Genomic DNA, 19000 nt, shown 5'->3' with positions numbered 1-19000 from the left:
TATAAAATTATAACGATTTTTATTTTAAAATAGTACATTTGGGATGCTTATTTTTTAACATTTTATGGAAAACATTACGATTCTAACTCCTTTTGAGTTAGCGAAAATTACAAGTCACAGAAGTGGTGAAATTAAATTTGGCGAAAAAATTATAACCGTTCCAAAAGACGTCGATGTTTTTGATTTTATGTCAACTTGTGAAGCTAAATTTGTACTTATTGGAATTCCTGAAGATATTGGAGTTAAAGCTAATTTAGGAAGGATTGGAACTGCATCTGCTTATGATAGTGCTTTAAAAAATTTGGTTAATATTCAGCATAATAAATTTTGTAAAGGAAGCAATCTGTTAGTCTTAGGACAATTAAATTTTGAAGTTGAAATTCAAGCTGCTAAAGATTTAGATTCCAAAAATAAAGAGCATCGTAAAGAACTTTTTAAGCTAGTTGAAAAAATTGATAAAGAAGTTTCTCATATTGTACATCAAATTGTTAAAGCTGGTAAAATTCCAATAATTATAGGTGGAGGTCATAATAATGCCTATGGAAACATTAAAGGATTAGCTTTAGCAAAAGGAAAAGCTGTAAATGCAATTAATTTTGATGCCCATACTGATTTTAGAATTCTTGAAGGACGTCATTCAGGAAATGGTTTTAGTTATGCTTATGAAGATGGTTTCTTAAAAAAATATTTTGTCTTTGGTCTTCATGAAAACTTTGTTTCAAAAAGTGTCTTTAATACTTTAAAAGAACTTACTTCAAGAGTAAAATTTGTTACTTATGAAGAAGTTGAAGTAAAACGTGAAAAACAATTTGAAGTAGAGTTAGAACATGCTTTAGAATTTATAAAAAATGAGCCTTTTGGAGTAGAACTTGATCTTGATGCTATTCCTGGCATTCCATCAAGTGCAATGACATTAAGTGGTTTTAGTGTTGATAAAGCCAGACACTATATCTATTATATGGGAAAACATCAAAATGCTTCCTATTTGCATATTTGTGAAGGAGCTCCAGAATTAGATGATTCATTGAACTGCCATTTAACTGGAAAATTAATAGCCTCAATGATTACTGATTTTATGAAGGCAAAATCGATTTAATAGTACAAAATCAATTTAATTAAAATAACACTACCTTTGTAACCTTATTGAACATCTTCAATAGGGAAAAAAATATTATATGACATTTAACGATTTAAAATTATACAACAATATACAGCAAGCCTTGGAAGAAGAAGGATATACAAATCCCACTCCTATACAAGAACAAGCAATACCCGAAATTTTATTAGGCCAAGATTTAGTTGCTTGTGCACAAACAGGAACTGGAAAAACGGGTGCATTTGCTATTCCAATCTTAAACTTAATTCATCGTATTGTAGGTTCTGCCAAAAAAACAAAACACATCAGAACACTAGTAGTTACCCCTACTAGAGAATTAGCCATTCAAATTGATGAAAGTTTTAAAACCTATGGAAAATATACTAATGTAAAATCACTAGTAATTTTTGGAGGTGTAAATCAAGTACCACAAGTAAACGAACTAAAAAGTGGAGTTGATGTATTAATTGCAACACCAGGTAGACTCTTAGACCTTCACAAACAAGGTTTTATTGATTTGAATCATATGCATCACTTGGTTTTAGATGAAGCTGATCAAATGCTAGATATGGGGTTCATTAACGATGTAAAAAAAATCATTAAGCTTACACCAGAAAATAGACAAACGTTGCTTTTTTCCGCAACTATGCCTTTAGCAATAAGAGAACTAGCTGATACTTTTTTAACAAAGCCAAAATATATTTCAGTCACACCAATATCGAGTACAGCAGAAAATGTTTCACAAAAAGTCTATTTTGTAAATAAAGAAGACAAACGATTACTGCTGAAACAATTGATTATTGAAGAGAGTTTAAGCAATGCTTTAGTATTTACAAGAACAAAACACGGTGCAGATAATATTGTAAAAGTATTAAAAAAAGCACATATAAAAGCAGAAGCTATTCATGGTGATAAATCACAGAATGCGCGTCAGCGTGTTCTTGATCAATTCAAAAATAAAGAGATTGACATCTTAGTAGCTACAGATATAGCTGCACGAGGAATTGATATTGAACAACTTCCATTTGTGATAAACTTTGATATTCCAAATATTTCTGAAACCTATGTTCATAGAATTGGTAGAACTGGTCGTGCTGGAAATTCAGGTTTAGCTATTTCATTTTGTGGCAAAGATGAAAAAGCATATTGGTTAGATATCGAAAAATTAATCCGAATAAAAGTTAAAGTGGTTGCAGATCACCAATACACATGGAGAGACGAAGAAGTAAACCCTAATGCAAAACCAGATTTAAGAAATAAAAATAAAATGAATCCAAACTCTAATTCAAGAAAGTCAGAAGCTTCGAAGAAAAACAAAAAGCGCTGGTATTAACCAGCGCTTTTTGTTTTAAAAAATGGTGCCATTATTTTTTTGCTTTCAAAGCTTTGTATTTATCTGTCATTTCTAAGAAACTATAAACTTCAAGAAGATTACTTTTAACAGACTCGTTAGTTGAATCTAATTCATAAGCCTTTTCTAACAATGGTAAAGCTGCATTAAATAATTTGACTCTCTCTGCTTTCAATGCATTATATTTTTTTATATCATTTGCTGATGTGCCTAATTTATTCATTTCATCAACAAGCTTTACATCAGGAGATAATTTAAGTGTTGACAGATTTAAATATGCATTCACATAATTTGGATTTAATTCTAAAACCTTTTTATAATATTTTTCTGCATCTTCAAGTTGGTTTGAATTTTGACTAACTACACCTAGATTAAAAACTAAATCAGCATCGTTAGGATTAATTGCTAAAACCTCATTAATTAATTTTTTATAAGTAATTAAATCATTTAATTTCAAATATAAATCGGCTTCAACTAAAATCAATGAAGTGTCTTTTGGACTTACTTTTCTAGCTTCAGTAATTGCTGTTTTTGCTTCTTCTGTCTTACCTTTTTCTACTAGAAGCATTGCATATGTTTTAAATATATCACCTCTTTTAGAAGGTATTTTTTCTTCTCTAGGCAAATTATGAGAACCTATTCTTACAAATGAATCTCTTGTTGCTTTATCAGAATATGCGTCTTCAGTTCCTGTTGCTTTATTTTTTGCATAATAAAGTGTTCCTTCTCCTGTATAATTGATGGCAATTAATTCTTTATGATACTCAATTGCTTTATCATAATTATTTGCATTGATAGCATAACTAGCCGCTAAATATAATTTTTCTTGATCTTTTTTATCCAATTGATAAATTGAATATAAAATTTCTGAAACCTCATTATATTTTTTTTGACCATCTAAAGCAACTACAAAATCCCAAAACATTGGCTTATAGGATTGAATAGTTTCATTAATATCATCTGTATATATTTTTTTTCCTGTCTTTTTCTCAAAATCTAAAGTTTGATTCAATCCATCTGCTAGAATGGATATGTTTTTAGCATTAATTAATTTTGCAATTTGAGCAGAATTAGATGCATCCCCTTGAGAGCTAAGCTCCAAGATTGGAAGCATTACTTTATAAAAGTTAGCGTATACTTTGTCAGATTCTTCAGTAGCAATATTTTCTAATGCTGTTAAAGTCGATCTATACGTTTGAATTTCTTCTGCTGAAGGTACATCTTTAGCATAAATTTTTTTCAATGTCTTCAGCTCATCTTTTTGAGCGAATGTTGCAACTGATAGTAGTAAAGTTGCACTTAAAATAAGTTTTTTCATTTTATGTAAACTTGGTTAAACAAAAGCCCAAAATAAATTTGGGCTCTTTACTCTAATTTATTCTTGTATATCTTCTGATGTTTCAACATCTGTGCCAGTTTCTTCACCTCCATCTAATTCTTCTGAAATTTCTTCAGCTTCATCTTCACGAAGTACTTTCGTAACAGCAGCAATTGAATCGTTTCCTTTGATATTAATTAGTCGAACTCCTTGTGTAGCTCTACCCATTACTCTTAAATCAGAAACCATCATTCGGATAGTTAATCCAGATTTATTAATAATCATTAAATCATCAGCATCAGTTACATTGTTAATAGCAATTAATGCACCTGTTTTCTCTGTAATATTTAATGTTTTTACTCCTTTTCCACCTCTATTAGTAATTCTGTACACATCTTCTCCGTCTTCATCAACTAATTTTGTTCGCTTTCCATAACCATTTTCAGTAACAACTAGAATTTGAGATTCAGCAACAGTATCCTTATCAATAGAAACCATTCCAATTACCTCATCTTTATCATCAGCTAAAGTGATTCCTCTAACTCCAGATGCCGTTCTTCCCATTGGACGTGTTTTTTCTTCTTCAAAACGAACTAATTTACCAGACTTAACCGCTAGTAAAACTTGACTATTTCCGGTAGTTAATTTTGCTTCTAATAATTCATCATCCTCTTTGATAGTTATGGCATTAATTCCATTTTGACGTGGACGAGAATATTGCTCTAAAGGTGTCTTCTTAACTTGACCTTGCTTAGTAGCCATAATCACATAATGACTATTGATATATTCTTCATCTTTTAAGTCTTGAGTACAAATAAATGCTTTTACTTTATCATCACTTTCAATATTGATTAAGTTTTGAATAGCACGTCCTTTGCTTGCTTTTGTGCCTTCTGGAATTTCGTACACACGCATCCAATAACATTTTCCTTTTTGGGTGAAATACATTAAATATTGGTGGTTAGTTGCAACAAATAAATGCTCTAAGAAATCTTGATCTCTAGTTCCTGCAGATTTCTGTCCAACTCCTCCTCTATTTTGTGTTTTGTATTCTGATAAAGATGTACGTTTAATGTAACCAGCATGAGAAATTGTAATTACAACACTTTCATCTGCAATTAAATCTTCAATACTTACATCTCCTCCTGAATATTCAATTTGAGAACGACGTTCATCTCCATATTTTTCTCTTACTTCAGCTAATTCATCTTTGATTACTTGCATTCTCATTTCTTTACTTGCTAATAATTCTTTCAAGTAAGTAATCAATTTCATTATTTCTTCATATTCTGCACGTAATTTATCTTGCTCAAGACCTGTTAATTGTCTCAAACGCATTTCTACGATTGCACGTGCTTGAATTTCTGATAATTTGAAACGTTCAATTAATTTCGTTCTAGCTTCATCACCATCTTTTGATGCTCTAATAATTTTGATTACTTCATCAATATTATCTGATGCTATAATTAATCCTTCTAAAATATGCGCTCTTTCTTCAGCTTTTCTTAAATCATATTGCGCTCTACGAACGACTACATCATGACGGTGTTCAACAAAATAATGAATCAAATCTTTAAGATTCAACATTTGTGGACGACCATTAACTAATGCAATATTATTTACACTAAATGATGATTGTAACTGTGTGTATTTATAAAGTGTATTTAAAACTACATTTGGAACCGCATCACGTTTTAATTCATATACAACACGCATACCATTTCTATCCGATTCATCTCGAATATTAGATATTCCTTCAATTTTTTTATCATTAACTAAATCGGCAGTATGTTTAATCATATTTGCCTTATTCACTTGATATGGAATTTCTGTAACAATAATTGCTTCTCTACCATTAACTTCTTCAAAACCAACTTTTGCACGCATAACAATACGTCCTCTACCTGTTTTGAATGCCTCTCTTACTCCTTCATATCCATAAATGATTCCTCCTGTAGGGAAATCAGGAGCTTTGATATGATTTATTAATTCATCAATCTCAATATCATTATTATCAATGTAAGCAAGAGTTCCATTAATAACTTCAGTTAAGTTATGTGGCGCCATATTAGTAGCCATACCTACTGCAATACCTGAAGCTCCGTTAATCAACAAAGTAGGGATTTTAGTTGGCATAACCGTAGGCTCTTGTAATGTATCATCAAAGTTCAATTGAAAATCAACTGTTTCTTTGTCAATATCTGCTAACATTTCTTCTGAAATCTTTTTCATTCTTGCTTCAGTATAACGCATTGCTGCTGGGCTATCCCCATCAACCGAACCAAAGTTACCTTGACCATCTACCATTAGATAACGTAAACTCCATTCTTGAGCCATACGCACCATTGCATCATATACTGAAGTATCACCATGTGGGTGATATTTACCTAAAACTTCTCCAACAATCCTTGCCGACTTTTTATGGGCTCTGTTCGAAAGAACTCCTAATTCATACATTCCGTATAAAACTCTACGGTGTACAGGTTTTAAACCATCTCTAACATCAGGAAGTGCTCTTGATACAATAACTGACATCGAATAATCGATGTAAGCTGATTTCATTTCTTCCTCAATGTTAATAGGAATTAACTTTTCTCCTTCTGACATAAGTATTTATATTAAAATTATGATTATTACTAAAACGTGCCAATATACGGCTTTTTGAACTTTTATAATACATTTTTAGTGACTAATTTAGATATTTTATTAACAATTTTGTTTACAAATTGGTTATAAATCAACCACTAAATTCTTTTATTTTCCATTTATTTTTTGTCATTTAGCAATATAGTATGTTTATTAGGTATAGTTTTTGCTTTTACCTATACAATTTTGTACTTTTACTAATATTATAAATGCAGTATGGACGATAATTTTTCACCAAGAGTTAAAGATGTAATTTCCTTTAGTAAAGAAGAAGCTTTACGTTTAGGTCACGATTTCATTGGCACTGAGCATTTAATGCTTGGTATTCTTCGTGATGGAAATGGAAAAGCGATAAATATTTTAAATAATTTAGCTGTAGACTTATCTCATCTTAGAAAAAAAGTAGAGATACTAAGTCCTGCAAATCCTAATGGAATTCAAAATATTGAAAAGAAAAATTTACATTTAACAAGACAAGCCGAACGAGCACTAAAAACAACTTTTTTAGAAGCTAAATTGTTTAATAATTCAGAAATTAGTACTGCTCATTTACTTTTATGTATCTTAAGAAATGAAAATGATCCCACTACAAAATTATTAAATAAGATTAAAATTGATTACGAAACCGTTAAAGAACAATATACAGCCATGATGACAAACGAAGACGATTACTTAGAAAACTTGCCAAAAGCTGAATCTTTTAATGACGATTCAGGACAAGATGACAGTTTAAAAGATAGCGGTTTTAACAACCCTCCCTCAGGAAATAAGACAAATAAAAAATCTAAAACTCCAGTATTAGATAACTTTGGTCGAGACTTAACAGAAATGGCTGAAGAAGGGAAATTAGATCCTGTTGTAGGTCGAGAAAAAGAGATTGAGCGTGTTTCTCAAATTTTAAGTAGAAGAAAGAAAAATAACCCACTTTTAATTGGCGAACCAGGTGTTGGAAAATCAGCTATTGCTGAAGGATTAGCATTGCGAATCATTAAGAAAAAAGTATCCCGTAATTTATTCAATAAACGTGTTGTTACACTTGATTTGGCAAGTTTAGTAGCTGGTACAAAATACCGCGGACAATTCGAAGAACGAATGAAAGCGGTTATGAATGAGTTAGAAAAAAACGATGATATCATTTTATTTATTGATGAAATCCATACAATTGTAGGTGCAGGTGGCGCAACAGGGTCACTTGATGCATCTAATATGTTTAAACCAGCTTTAGCAAGAGGGGAAATTCAATGTGTTGGAGCTACAACGTTAGATGAATATCGTCAGTATATTGAGAAAGACGGCGCTTTAGAAAGACGTTTTCAAAAAGTTATTGTAGAACCAACATCGGTTGAAGAAACAATAACTATTTTGAACAATATCAAACCTAAATATGAAGACCATCACAATGTCATTTACACCCCTGAAGCTATAGAAGCTTGTGTGAAATTAACAAATCGCTACATGACCGATCGATTCCTTCCAGACAAGGCTATTGACGCTTTGGATGAAGCTGGGTCTCGTGTACACATCATAAACATTGATGTTCCTAAACAAATTTTAGAATTAGAACGCCAACTAGAAGAAGTGCGCGAACTTAAAAATACAGTCGTTAAAAAACAAAAATATGAGGAAGCGGCTAAACTTCGTGATGATGAAAAACGCATTGAAAAAGACTTAGCTATTGCTCAAGAACAATGGGAAGAAGATTCAAAAAACAACAAAGTAACCGTTACTGAAGACAATGTTGCAGATGTAGTTTCAATGATGACTGGAATTCCTGTAAATCGCATTGCACAAACTGAAAGTAATAAATTAGCCCATCTACCAGAACTTATTAAAGGAAAGGTTATTGGGCAAGATGAAGCGGTTCAAAAAATAGCAAAATCAATACAAAGAAATCGTGCAGGATTAAAAGACCCAAACAAGCCAATTGGTTCATTCATTTTCTTAGGTCAAACTGGTGTTGGAAAAACGCAATTAGCAAAAGTAATTGCAAAAGAATTGTTTGATTCTGAAGATGCTTTGGTTAGAATTGACATGAGTGAATATATGGAAAAATTTGCTATTTCTCGTTTAGTCGGAGCACCTCCAGGATACGTTGGATACGAGGAAGGTGGCCAATTAACGGAAAAAGTTAGAAGAAAACCATACTGCGTAGTACTTTTAGATGAGATTGAAAAAGCCCATCCAGATGTATTTAACATGATGCTTCAAGTTTTAGATGATGGTCATTTGACAGACAGTTTAGGGCGTAAAATTGATTTTAGAAATACAATCATAATCATGACATCAAATGTTGGTGCTCGTCAATTGAAAGATTTTGGAACTGGGGTAGGATTTGGAACAGCTGCAAAAAATGCTCAAACCGAAGAACACTCTAAAGGAATCATCGAGAACGCATTAAAGAAAGCATTTGCTCCTGAATTCTTAAACAGAATTGATGATGTTATTGTGTTCAATGCTTTAGAAAAACATGATATCGATAAAATTATTGATATTGAAATGGATAAATTGTACGCAAGAGTTAAAGATTTAGGATATACTTTACAACTTTCTGAAAAAGCAAAAGACTATATCGCTGAAAAAGGATTTGATAAACAGTTTGGTGCTCGACCATTAAAAAGAGCCATTCAAAAATATGTTGAAGATGCTCTAGCTGAAGAAATTATAACATCTAAAATTCATGAAGGTGATCAAATTTTTATGGACTTGGATGAAACAAATCAAGAACTCATAATAGAAATTAAGAAACTCGAAGAACCAAGCTCATAGCTTGGTTTTTTTATTTGTTATAAATTAGTATTCATATTAAAAAAAATACTACTTTAGAATCTTAATTCATACGTTAAAAAATGTTAGACAAAGTTATTGTAGGTAGTGAAGAATGGTGTTCCTTCCCTACTCTAGGAATTCCAACAATTAAAGCAAGGGTAGATTCTGGGGCTAAAACTTCAGCATTACATGCAATTAATATCGTAACTTTTGAAAAAAATAGCGAAAGTTGGGTAAAATTTGACATCAACCCTATTCAAAACAATGCAAAAGCAGTCATTCATTGCGAAGCTCCACTTATTGATAAACGTGTTGTAAAGAGCTCTAGTGGATTTAGAGAACAACGTTATGTAATCAAAACCAAATTAGAAATTGGTGGAAAAACATGGGAAATCGAAGTTACACTTACAAACAGAGATTCTATGGGTTTCCGCATGCTTTTAGGCAGAGAAGCAATGTCTGGAAGGGTTTTAGTTGACCCTGAAAAACGCTATTTACTAGGTCAACCCACAACAGAGAAATTAAAAGAGTACTATTATTCATCAGAAGAGCCTAAAAAAGGATTAAGAATTGGACTTTTAGCCAGTAATCCTGAACTATACAGCAATAAACGAATCTTAGAGGCAGGAGAATTAAGAGGGCACGAAATGCACTTCTTAAACCTAAAGTATTGTTACATGAAATTAGACGCTACAAAACCTGAAATTCATTACCGCGGTGGAAAAGTATTGAATGATTTTGATGCAGTAATTCCAAGAATTCGACCTAGCATGACTTACTATGGCTGTGCATTAACCCGTCAGTTTGAAGCTTTAAAAGTATTTGCTTTAAACAATGCCGCTGCTATTAGTCAATCTAGAGATAAACTTTTTTCATTGCAGTTACTTTTAAATAATGGTGTAGACATTCCTACAACAGGTTTTGCAAATTCACCTTTAGATACTGATGATTTAATAAAAATGGTTGGAGGCTCTCCATTAATTGTAAAATTATTAGAAGGTACTCAAGGAAAAGGGGTAGTTCTAGCTGAAACCAAAAAAGCGGCAGAATCTGTGATTAACGCCTTTAAAAGCTTGAATGCTAATATTTTAGTTCAAGAGTTTATAAAAGAAGCTAACGGAAAAGATTTACGATTATTTGTTGTTGATGGAAAAGTAGTTGCTGCCATGCAACGCGAAGCTTTACCTGGAGAATTTAGAGCAAATATTCATTTAGGAGGAACTGCATCGGTAGTTAAAGTAACTCCTGAGGAGAAAAAAATTGCAATTAAAGCTGCAAAAGCAATGGATTTAAAAGTTGCTGGTGTAGACATCATTCGTTCATCAAAAGGACCTTTACTATTAGAAGTCAATTCATCACCAGGCTTAGAGGGTATTGAAGGAGCCACTCAGAAAGACATTGCGGGTGAAATGATTAAAGCAATTGAGAAAAACTTTAAATGGAAATAATGTCGACTTTAATTCTTTAAAATAAAACATCTTATGAAAAAACAATATGCAATACCCTTAGTATTATTCTTTTTAGGAATGGCAATTACAATTGTTGGGGCTTTATTTAAAATTATGCATTGGCCTGGTGCTAATATTATGTTAACGTTAGGAATGCTTACTGAAGCTGCTGCAATAATTGTATTAATAACCATTTTATTAAAGAAAATGAAATGAATCCGTATATTGACATAGTTTTACGGAGTATAGCTGTTTACTTTTTCATGATTTCAGCACTGCGAATATTTGGTAAAAAAGAACTTTCGCAATTAAATACTGCCGATGTAATTTTAATACTTTTAATAAGTAATTCTGTCCAGAATGCAATGGTTGGTAACAATTCCTCACTAACAGGTGGATTAATAGCAGCTTTGGTTTTATTTATACTTAATTATCTTCTAAAAAAAATAATGTTTACTTCTAAATTTTTTAGGCATCTAATTCAAAGTAAACCTGAAATACTAATTCATAATGGAAAAATAGAATTTTCTTCATTGTCAAGATTAGGAATTACTTCAGATGAAATGCAAGAAGCGATGCGTGAGCATGGAATTGAACATTATAAAGATGTAAAATTAGCCATGCTTGAAATTGATGGTAATATAAGTATTATTTCAGGAAGTGAAAATATAAAGCAAACACAACATAAAAGAAAAATTCATAAAAATTTAGGAACTATAAACACTTAATATTATGAATAAGAACAGACTTGAAGCATTTAGTGATGGTGTTTTAGCAATCATTATCACAATTATGGTCTTGGAATTTAAAGTTCCTAGTGATACTACTTTCGAGGCAGTTATTAAATTATCTCACAAGTTTTTAAGCTATATTTTGAGTTTTATTTACGTTGGAATCTATTGGAATAATCACCATCATTTAATTCATTCTGCAAAAAATGTAAATGGAAAAATACTTTGGGTAAATTTACATCTATTGTTTTGGTTATCATTAATTCCTTTTGCAACGGCCTGGATTGGAGAACATCATTTTGCCTCTTTTCCAATGATGTTATATGGAATAGTATTATTAATGAATGCTTTGGCATATTTTATTTTACAAAGATTAATTTTAAATGAACACGGAAAAGATTCTGCTCTTTCAAAAGCTATAGGAAAAGATTACAAAGGGAAAACATCTGTTGTCCTATATTTAATTGCAGTATTTATGACCAAATATAGTGTTGAGATTTCAGGAAGTATTTATATTCTGGTAGCATTAATTTGGCTAATTCCTGACAAAAGAATTGAACGTACTTTTAACGAAAACAAATAAATATGCCTTTAATCAGTAAAATTATTATTGTCATTATAGCGATATTACACCTATATTTTTTATGGTTAGAAATGTTCGCTTGGACCACAAAAGCAAAAAAAGTTTTCAGAAGCCTACCTGAAGATTTATTTGAAAAAACAAAAGTTTTAGCGGCAAATCAAGGCTTATATAATGGCTTTTTAGCTGCTGGTTTAATTTGGTCAATTATTATCAGAGATAATAATTGGAGTAAAAACGTTGCATTATTCTTTTTAAGTTGTGTAATTATAGCAGGAATTTATGGGTATTATTCAACAAAATCAAAAAAGATTTTTTATGTCCAATCAATTCCAGCTATTATTGCAATAATTCTTCTTTTTATATAAAAAAAAACACCACTATAAAAGCGGTGTTTTTTTTTATATTATATCTTATAATTATTTAATAATTTCAATTTTTAAAGCTTCTTCTCTGTTTATACTGTCAAAAAAACCTTGTTCATTCATCCAATCATCACTAAATACTTTGCTCATGTATCTTGAACCATGATCTGGGAAAATAATTACAACTTTACTATTCGCATCAAATTCACCTTCTTCAGCAAATTGTTTAACAGCTTGGAAGGCTGCTCCCGAAGTATATCCTACAAATAAACCTTCTTTCTTTACAATTTCTCTAGCAGTATGTGCACTATCTTCATCAGATACTTTGATAAATTTATCAATAATGTCAAAATCTGTAGCTGTAGGAATTAAATTTTTCCCCAAACCTTCAATTCTATAAGGATAAATTTCATCATTATCAAACTCTTTAGTTTCGTGGTATTTTTTCAGAACTGAACCAAAAGCATCTACTCCTAAAACTCTAATATTTGGATTTTTCTCTTTTAAGAAACGAGCTGTTCCAGAGATTGTTCCTCCTGTGCCACTACAAGCCACTAAATGAGTAATTTGACCAGCCGTTTGCTCCCAAATTTCAGGTCCTGTAGAATTATAATGAGCATCTACATTTAGATCATTAAAATATTGGTTAATGTAAACCGAACCTTTAGTTTCTTCATGTAATCGCTTAGCAACGTTATAATATGAGCGTTCATCATCTGCAGAAACGTGTGCAGGACAAACATATACCTTTGCTCCCATTGAGCGTAGCATATCAATTTTATCCTTTGATGATTTTGAACTCACAGCTAAAATACATTCATAACCTTTTATGATACTTACCATTGCTAAACTAAATCCAGTATTACCAGATGTAGTTTCAATAATAGTATCGCCTGGCTTCAAAATGCCTCTTTTTTCTGCTTCTTCAATAATGTATAATGCAATACGATCTTTTGTAGAATGTCCTGGATTAAAAGCTTCAACTTTGGCATAGAAACTTCCTGATAAAGATTCTGCTACCCTGCTTAATTTGATTAATGGTGTATTACCAATTAATTCCAAAACATTATTATAGGCTTTTATTTCTTCTTTCATAAAAAATAAATTATTTGAGGCAGGTAATTTTTAGTTACCTCAAAACCCTGCAAATTTAACAAAAAAAGTTTAATTACTTCTTAATTTTTTCTAAATCTAATAAAAAAGTAAATTCTTTAGCTAGTTCTTTCAGTGCTTCAAATCTTCCTGAAGCTCCTCCATGCCCAGCATCCATATTAGTATCTAAAAATAATTGTTTATCATTTGTTTTCATAACACGTAATTTTGCAACCCATTTTGCAGGTTCCCAATATTGTACTTGAGAGTCGTGCAAACCAGTTGAAACATACATATTTGGATATGCTTGTGCCTTCACTTGATCGTATGGTGAATATGACAACATATAATCATAGTATTTTTTTTCATTAGGATTTCCCCATTCGTCATACTCTCCTGTAGTTAATGGAATTGTATCATCTAACATTGTTGTTATTACATCTACAAAAGGAACTTGTGCAATAACTCCATTATATAACTCAGGATTCATATTAACAATTGCCCCCATCAACAGACCACCTGCTGAACCTCCTTCTGCATATAAATGTTCTGATGAAGTATAGTTTTCTGCTATCACAAATTTTGAACAGTCAATAAAATCGGTGAAAGTGTTAATTTTCTTTAAAAGTTTTCCGTTCTCATACCATTCTCTTCCTAAATCTTCACCTCCTCTAATATGTGCTATTGCGTAAATAAATCCTCTATCCAATAAGCTCAAGCGAGTTGATGAAAAATAAGGATCCATTGTAGCTCCATATGATCCATATGCATATAACAAAAATGGATTTTTTCCATCTTTTTTTAATCCTTTTCTATATACCATCGAAATTGGCACTTTAGTTCCATCTTTTGCAGTTGCCCATACCCTTTCTTCGATGTAATTATTTTTATCAAATTTTCCTCCTAAAACTTCTTGCTCTTTTAATACCATTTTTTCTTTTGTTCTCATATTGAAATCAATCACAGATGAAGGTGTTGCCATTGATTGGTATCCATAACGAAGAATTTCAGTGTCAAAATCTACATTAGTAGTAGTATAAGCTGTATAGGTTTCGCTAGAAAATGGCAAATAGTACTCACCTTTTCCATTCCAAGGGCGAATTTGAATTTTATTCAATCCATTTGAACGTTCTTCAACTACCAAATAATCTTTGAAAATTTCAATTCCTTCTAACAAAACATCTTTTCTATGTCCAATTAAATCTTTCCAGTTTTCAGCAGCTGTTGCAGTTTCTGGAGTTTTCATTAATTTAAAGTTTGTTGCTTTGTCTTTATTAGTGACAATGTAGAAACTATCGCCATAATGTGAAATTGAATACTCTAATCCTCTTGTTCTTTTTTGGAAAATCTTAAATTCACCATTTGGATTTTTTGCATCTAAAATTTGATATTCAGAAGTTAAAGTACTTGATGAGCCAATCACTAAATACTTTTTTGATTTCTCCTTGTAAACAAACGTACTAAAAGTATCATCCTTTTCATGAAAAACCATAACATCAGTTGAAGCCTCTAATCCTAAAGTATGTTTATAAATTTTATCAGAGCGTAAAGTTTGCGCATCTTTACGTGTATAAAAGAGCGTTTTATTATCTCCTGCCCAAGTTGAACTTCCAGTCGTATTTTCTAATTTAACTGGAAGTATTTCGCCTGTTTCAAGGTTTTTAATGTGAATTGTATATTGTCTTCTTGATACCAAATCAACACCGTATGCAACCCACTTATTATCTTCACTAATACTTATTCCAGATAAATTAAAATAGGATTGTCCTTTTGCCATTTCATTGCAATCAAACATGATTTCTTCCTTCGCATCAAGGCTTCCCTTTTTTCTTGAATAAATTGGATAATCTTTTCCTGTTTCATAACGAGTGATATAATAATAGCCATTATACAAATAAGGCACAGAACTATCATCTTCTTTGATTCGTGATTTCATCTCAAGAAACAAATCTTCTTGAAATTGCTTCGTATGAGCTGTAGATTTTTGATAATATTCGTTTTCTTTATTTAGATAATCAATAACTTCTGGATTTTCTCTTTCGTTTAACCAATAGTAGTTATCAATTCTTTTATCTCCGTGTTTTTCTAATGTTTTAGGAATAATTTTAGCTACTGGCGGATTGATTTTATCTGACATTTTATTTGTTTTATTTTGACTATAAACTGGAGTAAAAATAACACAACCCAAAAGGTAATACGTGATTTTTTTCATGAAGTTTTACAATAATTATTAACTGCTAATTTACTATTTTTGTCCGAATAAAAAAATTATAATCATGTTTGGAGACCTTATGGGAATGATGGGTAAATTAAAAGAAACCCAACTAAAAGTAGAAGAAACAAAAAAACGCTTAGATCACGTTTTGATTGATGAAAAAAGTTCAGATGGGTTACTTGAAGTAACAATTACTGCAAATAGAAAAATTAGAAACATTACCTTAAATGAGAATTTACTTTTAGATAAAGAAATGCTAGAAGATTATTTAGTTAATGTAATTAATAAAGCTATCGATAAAGCTACAAACGTTCACGAAACAGAATTAGCTGCTGTAGCAAAAGAGGGCATGCCAAATATTCCAGGAATGGATATGTTTAAATAATTCCCATACCTAAAGCAATTGCCACTAAAAGTAATAAAATAGCAACAAAAACTTGGAGAAATTTTAGGGTAACTTTCTTTAAAAGTTGGTTACCCAAATACGCTCCTGTAATAGCACAAAGCGTTGCAGAAATCAGCAATACTTTATTCTCATATAAAGCATATGTTGTAATTTTTGAAGCATAAACACTCAAACGAGTAAAATCGATAAACATGGAAACTACAATTCCAGTAGCAATAAAGCTTTCTTTTGACAAACCAGCTTTAATCAAAAACGCACTTCGCAAAGCGCCTTGATGTCCGGAAAGTCCACCGAAAAATCCGCTTAAAACTCCGCCTAAAGGCAGTTTATCTTTACCAAATTCCAATTTACTTAAAAACGGAATCAAGTCTAAAAGCGCAAAAATCACTAATAAAATTGCAATAATGAATTTTACAGGAAAAACATCTAATTGTTTTCCGAAAAGTGAATAACTAAACAAAGGTTGTAAATCCGAAATTTGCAACAACAACCACGAACCAATCATAGCCGCAAAAATGGCTGGGATTCCGAATTTTAGTAAAACTTCTTTGTTGGCGTGTTTCCCTACCAAGAAAAACTTAAATAAATTATTAGCAAAATGAACTAATCCACACAAACCAATTGCAATATCAACTGGAAAAAACAACATAAAAAAAGGAGTCAACAACGTACCTAAACCAAACCCTGAAAAAAAGGTCAAGATAGCTGTTAAAAACGCTACTATTGATATGATTATGATTTCCATAAAATTATTGTCAAGCTATAAGTTTGATTTATCTAGTCTTAAAATTTCTTAAATCTGTGTTCCAAAAATTAAAATTGTAACTTTGAAAAAACTTCCATCACATATTCATGCATTACTTCTTTATAATCTAGATGAGTAACAATTCTCAATTTTCCATGTCCCATAGAACTAATTGCAATACCTTTTTGCTTTAATTTTTCCATAAATACCATTTCATTTATAGATGGTTGTAATCCAAAAATTAAAATATTAGTTTCGACTGGCTCCACATTGACCACCCAAGGCATTTTTTCTAACAGCAACCCTAGCTCTTTTGCTCTTCTATGATCTATTTCTAAACGACTAATATTATTTTGCAAAGCGTATAGACCAGCTGCTGCCAAATATCCCGATTGACGCATCCCTCCACCAAAAATTTTACGAATCCGCAACGCTCTTTTGATGTCAGCTTTCGTTCCTAATAAAACAGAACCAATAGGTGCTCCCAATCCTTTAGACAAACAAACAGAAATTGTATCAAATAATTCTCCAAATTGTTTTGGATGCTGTTTTTTTGCTACTAAAGCATTCCACAAACGCGCTCCATCTAAATGATATTTTAAATGATGAGCTGTACAAACTTGTTTAATTTCTTGCAATGTTTGAATATCATAACAAGCTCCACCTCCTTTATTAGTTGTATTCTCAATACTTACTAAAGAAGTTAATGGGGAATGATAAAATTCTGGATCATTGATTGCGTTTTTTACTAATTCTGCAGTTATCATTCCTCGATTTCCATCAACTAAACAACAAGAAACACCACTATTAAAAGATGCACCTCCTCCTTCATAATGATAAATATGCGAATACTTATCACAAATTACTTGTTCACCCGGTTGTGTATGTAATTTAATAGCTGTTTGATTTGCCATAGTTCCCGAAGGAAAAAACAATGCTGCTTCCATTCCAAACAAATCAGCTAAAGTTTCTTCTAACTCATTAACTGTTGGGTCTTGTTTATATACATCATCACCTACTTTTGCATTAAACATTACGTTTAACATCTCAACTGAAGGTTTAGTTACTGTGTCGCTTACTAAATTTATTTCCATAGAATAAAAAAGAATACCTATTTTTGTTGTGTAAAACTACAATATTTATGATAAATACAGAACAAGTCAGAGATATTATTGATCGCCTTGGTGCGTTAAGGAGGTATCTTTGACATTGATGCCAAAACGATTGAGATAACTAACGAGGAAGAAAAAACCTTTGCTCCAGATTTTTGGAACAATGCTAGAGAAGCTGAAATTATAGTAAGAAACTTACGTTCAAAAAAGAAATGGGTAGAAGATTATAATAAAGGAATGGATCAGGTAGAAGAACTTCAAATTATGATGGATTTTTATAAAGAAGGAGCTATTTCTGAAGAAGAAGTAGAATCACTTTATAAGGAAACTATTAATCATATTGAAGATTTAGAATTTAGAAACATGCTTTCCGATGAAGGTGATAGCATGAGTGCTGTATTGCAAATTACCGCAGGCGCTGGTGGTACCGAAAGTTGTGACTGGGCCTCTATGTTAATGCGAATGTATTTAATGTGGGGCGAAAAACAAGGCTATAAAATCAAGGAATTAAATTTTCAAGAAGGTGATGTTGCTGGAATAAAAACGGTTACTTTGGAATTTGAAGGTGATTTTGCGTTTGGTTATTTGAAAGGTGAAAACGGCGTACATCGATTAGTGCGAATTTCTCCTTTTGATAGTAATGCAAAACGACATACTTCATTTGCTTCTGTATATGTATATCCACTAGTGGATGATACAATTGAAATTGAAATCAATCCTGCTGATATTGAAATTACTACAGCTCGATCAAGTGGTGCTGGAGGTCAAAATGTTAACAAAGTAGAAACTAAAGTTCAATTGGTTCATAAACCTACTGGAATTCAAATTCAATGTTCAGAAACGCGTTCACAACATGATAACAGACAACGTGCTTTGCAAATGTTGAAATCGCAGTTATATGAAATTGAACTCAAAAAACAACAAGCCCAAAGAAGTGACATTGAAGCTGGTAAAATGAAAATTGAATGGGGTTCACAAATTAGAAACTATGTCATGCAACCATATAAATTAGTTAAAGACGTAAGAACTGGAGTTGAGACTAGTGATGTTGATAGCGTAATGAATGGAGAAATTGATAAATTCTTGAAAGGATATCTAATGATGATGGGACAAAAAGAGGAATAAAAAA

16 protein-coding genes are annotated in these 19000 nt (G+C 31.5%); 10 read left to right on the top strand and 6 right to left on the bottom strand.

Going from position 1 to position 19000, the window contains the following annotated elements; all coding sequences use genetic code 11:
- Positions 1–64 precede the first annotated feature (64 nt).
- Positions 65–1096 carry a formimidoylglutamase gene (locus VK164_RS01200; protein ID WP_324207618.1) on the top strand — a complete coding sequence of 344 codons (1032 nt, stop codon included), beginning with the start codon at positions 65–67 and terminating at the stop codon, positions 1094–1096.
- Positions 1097–1175: 79 nt separating this feature from the next.
- Complete coding sequence (locus tag VK164_RS01195) at positions 1176–2429, top strand: DEAD/DEAH box helicase (RefSeq protein ID WP_324207617.1); 1254 nt, start codon at positions 1176–1178, stop codon at positions 2427–2429.
- Positions 2430–2460: 31 nt separating this feature from the next.
- Here VK164_RS01195 and VK164_RS01190 read toward each other — a convergent pair whose 3' ends face one another.
- Complete coding sequence (locus VK164_RS01190) at positions 2461–3765, bottom strand: tetratricopeptide repeat protein (RefSeq protein WP_324207616.1); 1305 nt, start codon at positions 3763–3765, stop codon at positions 2461–2463.
- A 57-nt stretch (positions 3766–3822) separates the two neighbouring features.
- A complete protein-coding gene (gyrA, locus tag VK164_RS01185; protein WP_324207615.1) occupies positions 3823–6372 on the bottom strand; it encodes a DNA gyrase subunit A in 2550 nt (849 codons plus the stop codon).
- A 255-nt stretch (positions 6373–6627) separates the two neighbouring features.
- Between gyrA and VK164_RS01180 the strand changes: the two genes are divergently transcribed.
- From VK164_RS01180 to VK164_RS01155, 6 genes are all read left to right on the top strand, one after another.
- Positions 6628–9177: an ATP-dependent Clp protease ATP-binding subunit gene (locus tag VK164_RS01180; RefSeq protein WP_324207614.1), complete on the top strand. Its 2550-nt coding sequence runs from the start codon at positions 6628–6630 to the stop codon at positions 9175–9177.
- An 80-nt stretch (positions 9178–9257) separates the two neighbouring features.
- Entirely contained in the window at positions 9258–10625 is a 1368-nt protein-coding gene (rimK, locus tag VK164_RS01175) for a 30S ribosomal protein S6--L-glutamate ligase (protein ID WP_324207613.1), read from the top strand.
- Positions 10626–10658: 33 nt separating this feature from the next.
- Positions 10659–10841: a GldL-related protein gene (locus tag VK164_RS01170; protein ID WP_324207612.1), complete on the top strand. Its 183-nt coding sequence runs from the start codon at positions 10659–10661 to the stop codon at positions 10839–10841.
- Positions 10838–11353 (top strand): DUF421 domain-containing protein, encoded by a 516-nt coding sequence (locus VK164_RS01165; RefSeq protein ID WP_324207611.1) that lies wholly within the window; start codon positions 10838–10840, stop codon positions 11351–11353. The genes VK164_RS01170 and VK164_RS01165 overlap by 4 nt, the downstream gene beginning before the upstream one ends.
- 4 nt (positions 11354–11357) lie before the next feature.
- A complete protein-coding gene (locus VK164_RS01160) occupies positions 11358–11939 on the top strand; it encodes a TMEM175 family protein (protein ID WP_324207610.1) in 582 nt (193 codons plus the stop codon).
- Between the two features lie 2 nt (positions 11940–11941).
- A complete protein-coding gene (locus tag VK164_RS01155) occupies positions 11942–12304 on the top strand; it encodes a DUF1304 domain-containing protein (RefSeq protein WP_324207609.1) in 363 nt (120 codons plus the stop codon).
- Between the two features lie 51 nt (positions 12305–12355).
- On the opposite strand, the gene VK164_RS01150 is transcribed toward VK164_RS01155, so the two are convergent.
- Together VK164_RS01150 and VK164_RS01145 are read right to left on the bottom strand one after the other, a co-directional pair.
- On the bottom strand, positions 12356–13396 hold the full coding sequence (locus tag VK164_RS01150) for a cysteine synthase family protein (RefSeq protein WP_324207608.1): 1041 nt from the start codon (positions 13394–13396) through the stop codon (positions 12356–12358).
- Positions 13397–13469: 73 nt separating this feature from the next.
- Positions 13470–15530, bottom strand: coding sequence for a S9 family peptidase (locus VK164_RS01145; protein WP_324207607.1), 2061 nt, complete (start codon positions 15528–15530; stop codon positions 13470–13472).
- Between the two features lie 139 nt (positions 15531–15669).
- Between VK164_RS01145 and VK164_RS01140 the strand changes: the two genes are divergently transcribed.
- Positions 15670–15993: a YbaB/EbfC family nucleoid-associated protein gene (locus VK164_RS01140; protein ID WP_324207606.1), complete on the top strand. Its 324-nt coding sequence runs from the start codon at positions 15670–15672 to the stop codon at positions 15991–15993.
- On the opposite strand, the gene VK164_RS01135 is transcribed toward VK164_RS01140, so the two are convergent.
- A complete protein-coding gene (locus VK164_RS01135) occupies positions 15986–16759 on the bottom strand; it encodes a sulfite exporter TauE/SafE family protein (RefSeq protein ID WP_324207605.1) in 774 nt (257 codons plus the stop codon). The two genes, VK164_RS01140 and VK164_RS01135, sit on opposite strands and share 8 nt — an antisense overlap.
- A 68-nt stretch (positions 16760–16827) precedes the next feature.
- Entirely contained in the window at positions 16828–17853 is a 1026-nt protein-coding gene (locus tag VK164_RS01130; protein ID WP_324207604.1) for a GntG family PLP-dependent aldolase, read from the bottom strand.
- A gap of 47 nt (positions 17854–17900) precedes the next feature.
- Between VK164_RS01130 and prfB the strand changes: the two genes are divergently transcribed.
- Positions 17901–18996, top strand: a protein-coding gene (prfB, locus tag VK164_RS01125) for a peptide chain release factor 2 (protein WP_324207603.1) whose coding sequence is annotated in 2 segments (ribosomal slippage) — positions 17901–17963 and positions 17965–18996 — 1095 coding nt in all. Because the reading frame shifts where the segments join, the coding sequence is not laid out codon by codon here.
- Positions 18997–19000: the final 4 nt, after the last annotated feature.

This window comes from Flavobacterium sp. (assembly GCF_035299005.1).
In the GTDB taxonomy this organism is placed as follows: Bacteria; Bacteroidota; Bacteroidia; order Flavobacteriales; family Flavobacteriaceae; genus Flavobacterium.
This window is presented reverse-complemented; position numbering and strand designations above follow the sequence as displayed.

Coding starts and splice junctions, on each gene's coding strand:
- VK164_RS01200 (WP_324207618.1), top strand. CDS start 65: ATGGAAAACATTACGATTCTAACTCCTTTTGAGTTAGCGAAAATTACA.
- VK164_RS01195 (WP_324207617.1), top strand. CDS start 1,176: ATGACATTTAACGATTTAAAATTATACAACAATATACAGCAAGCCTTG.
- VK164_RS01190 (WP_324207616.1), bottom strand. CDS start 3,765: ATGAAAAAACTTATTTTAAGTGCAACTTTACTACTATCAGTTGCAACA.
- gyrA (WP_324207615.1), bottom strand. CDS start 6,372: ATGTCAGAAGGAGAAAAGTTAATTCCTATTAACATTGAGGAAGAAATG.
- VK164_RS01180 (WP_324207614.1), top strand. CDS start 6,628: ATGGACGATAATTTTTCACCAAGAGTTAAAGATGTAATTTCCTTTAGT.
- rimK (WP_324207613.1), top strand. CDS start 9,258: ATGTTAGACAAAGTTATTGTAGGTAGTGAAGAATGGTGTTCCTTCCCT.
- VK164_RS01170 (WP_324207612.1), top strand. CDS start 10,659: ATGAAAAAACAATATGCAATACCCTTAGTATTATTCTTTTTAGGAATG.
- VK164_RS01165 (WP_324207611.1), top strand. CDS start 10,838: ATGAATCCGTATATTGACATAGTTTTACGGAGTATAGCTGTTTACTTT.
- VK164_RS01160 (WP_324207610.1), top strand. CDS start 11,358: ATGAATAAGAACAGACTTGAAGCATTTAGTGATGGTGTTTTAGCAATC.
- VK164_RS01155 (WP_324207609.1), top strand. CDS start 11,942: ATGCCTTTAATCAGTAAAATTATTATTGTCATTATAGCGATATTACAC.
- VK164_RS01150 (WP_324207608.1), bottom strand. CDS start 13,396: ATGAAAGAAGAAATAAAAGCCTATAATAATGTTTTGGAATTAATTGGT.
- VK164_RS01145 (WP_324207607.1), bottom strand. CDS start 15,530: ATGTCAGATAAAATCAATCCGCCAGTAGCTAAAATTATTCCTAAAACA.
- VK164_RS01140 (WP_324207606.1), top strand. CDS start 15,670: ATGTTTGGAGACCTTATGGGAATGATGGGTAAATTAAAAGAAACCCAA.
- VK164_RS01135 (WP_324207605.1), bottom strand. CDS start 16,759: ATGGAAATCATAATCATATCAATAGTAGCGTTTTTAACAGCTATCTTG.
- VK164_RS01130 (WP_324207604.1), bottom strand. CDS start 17,853: ATGGAAATAAATTTAGTAAGCGACACAGTAACTAAACCTTCAGTTGAG.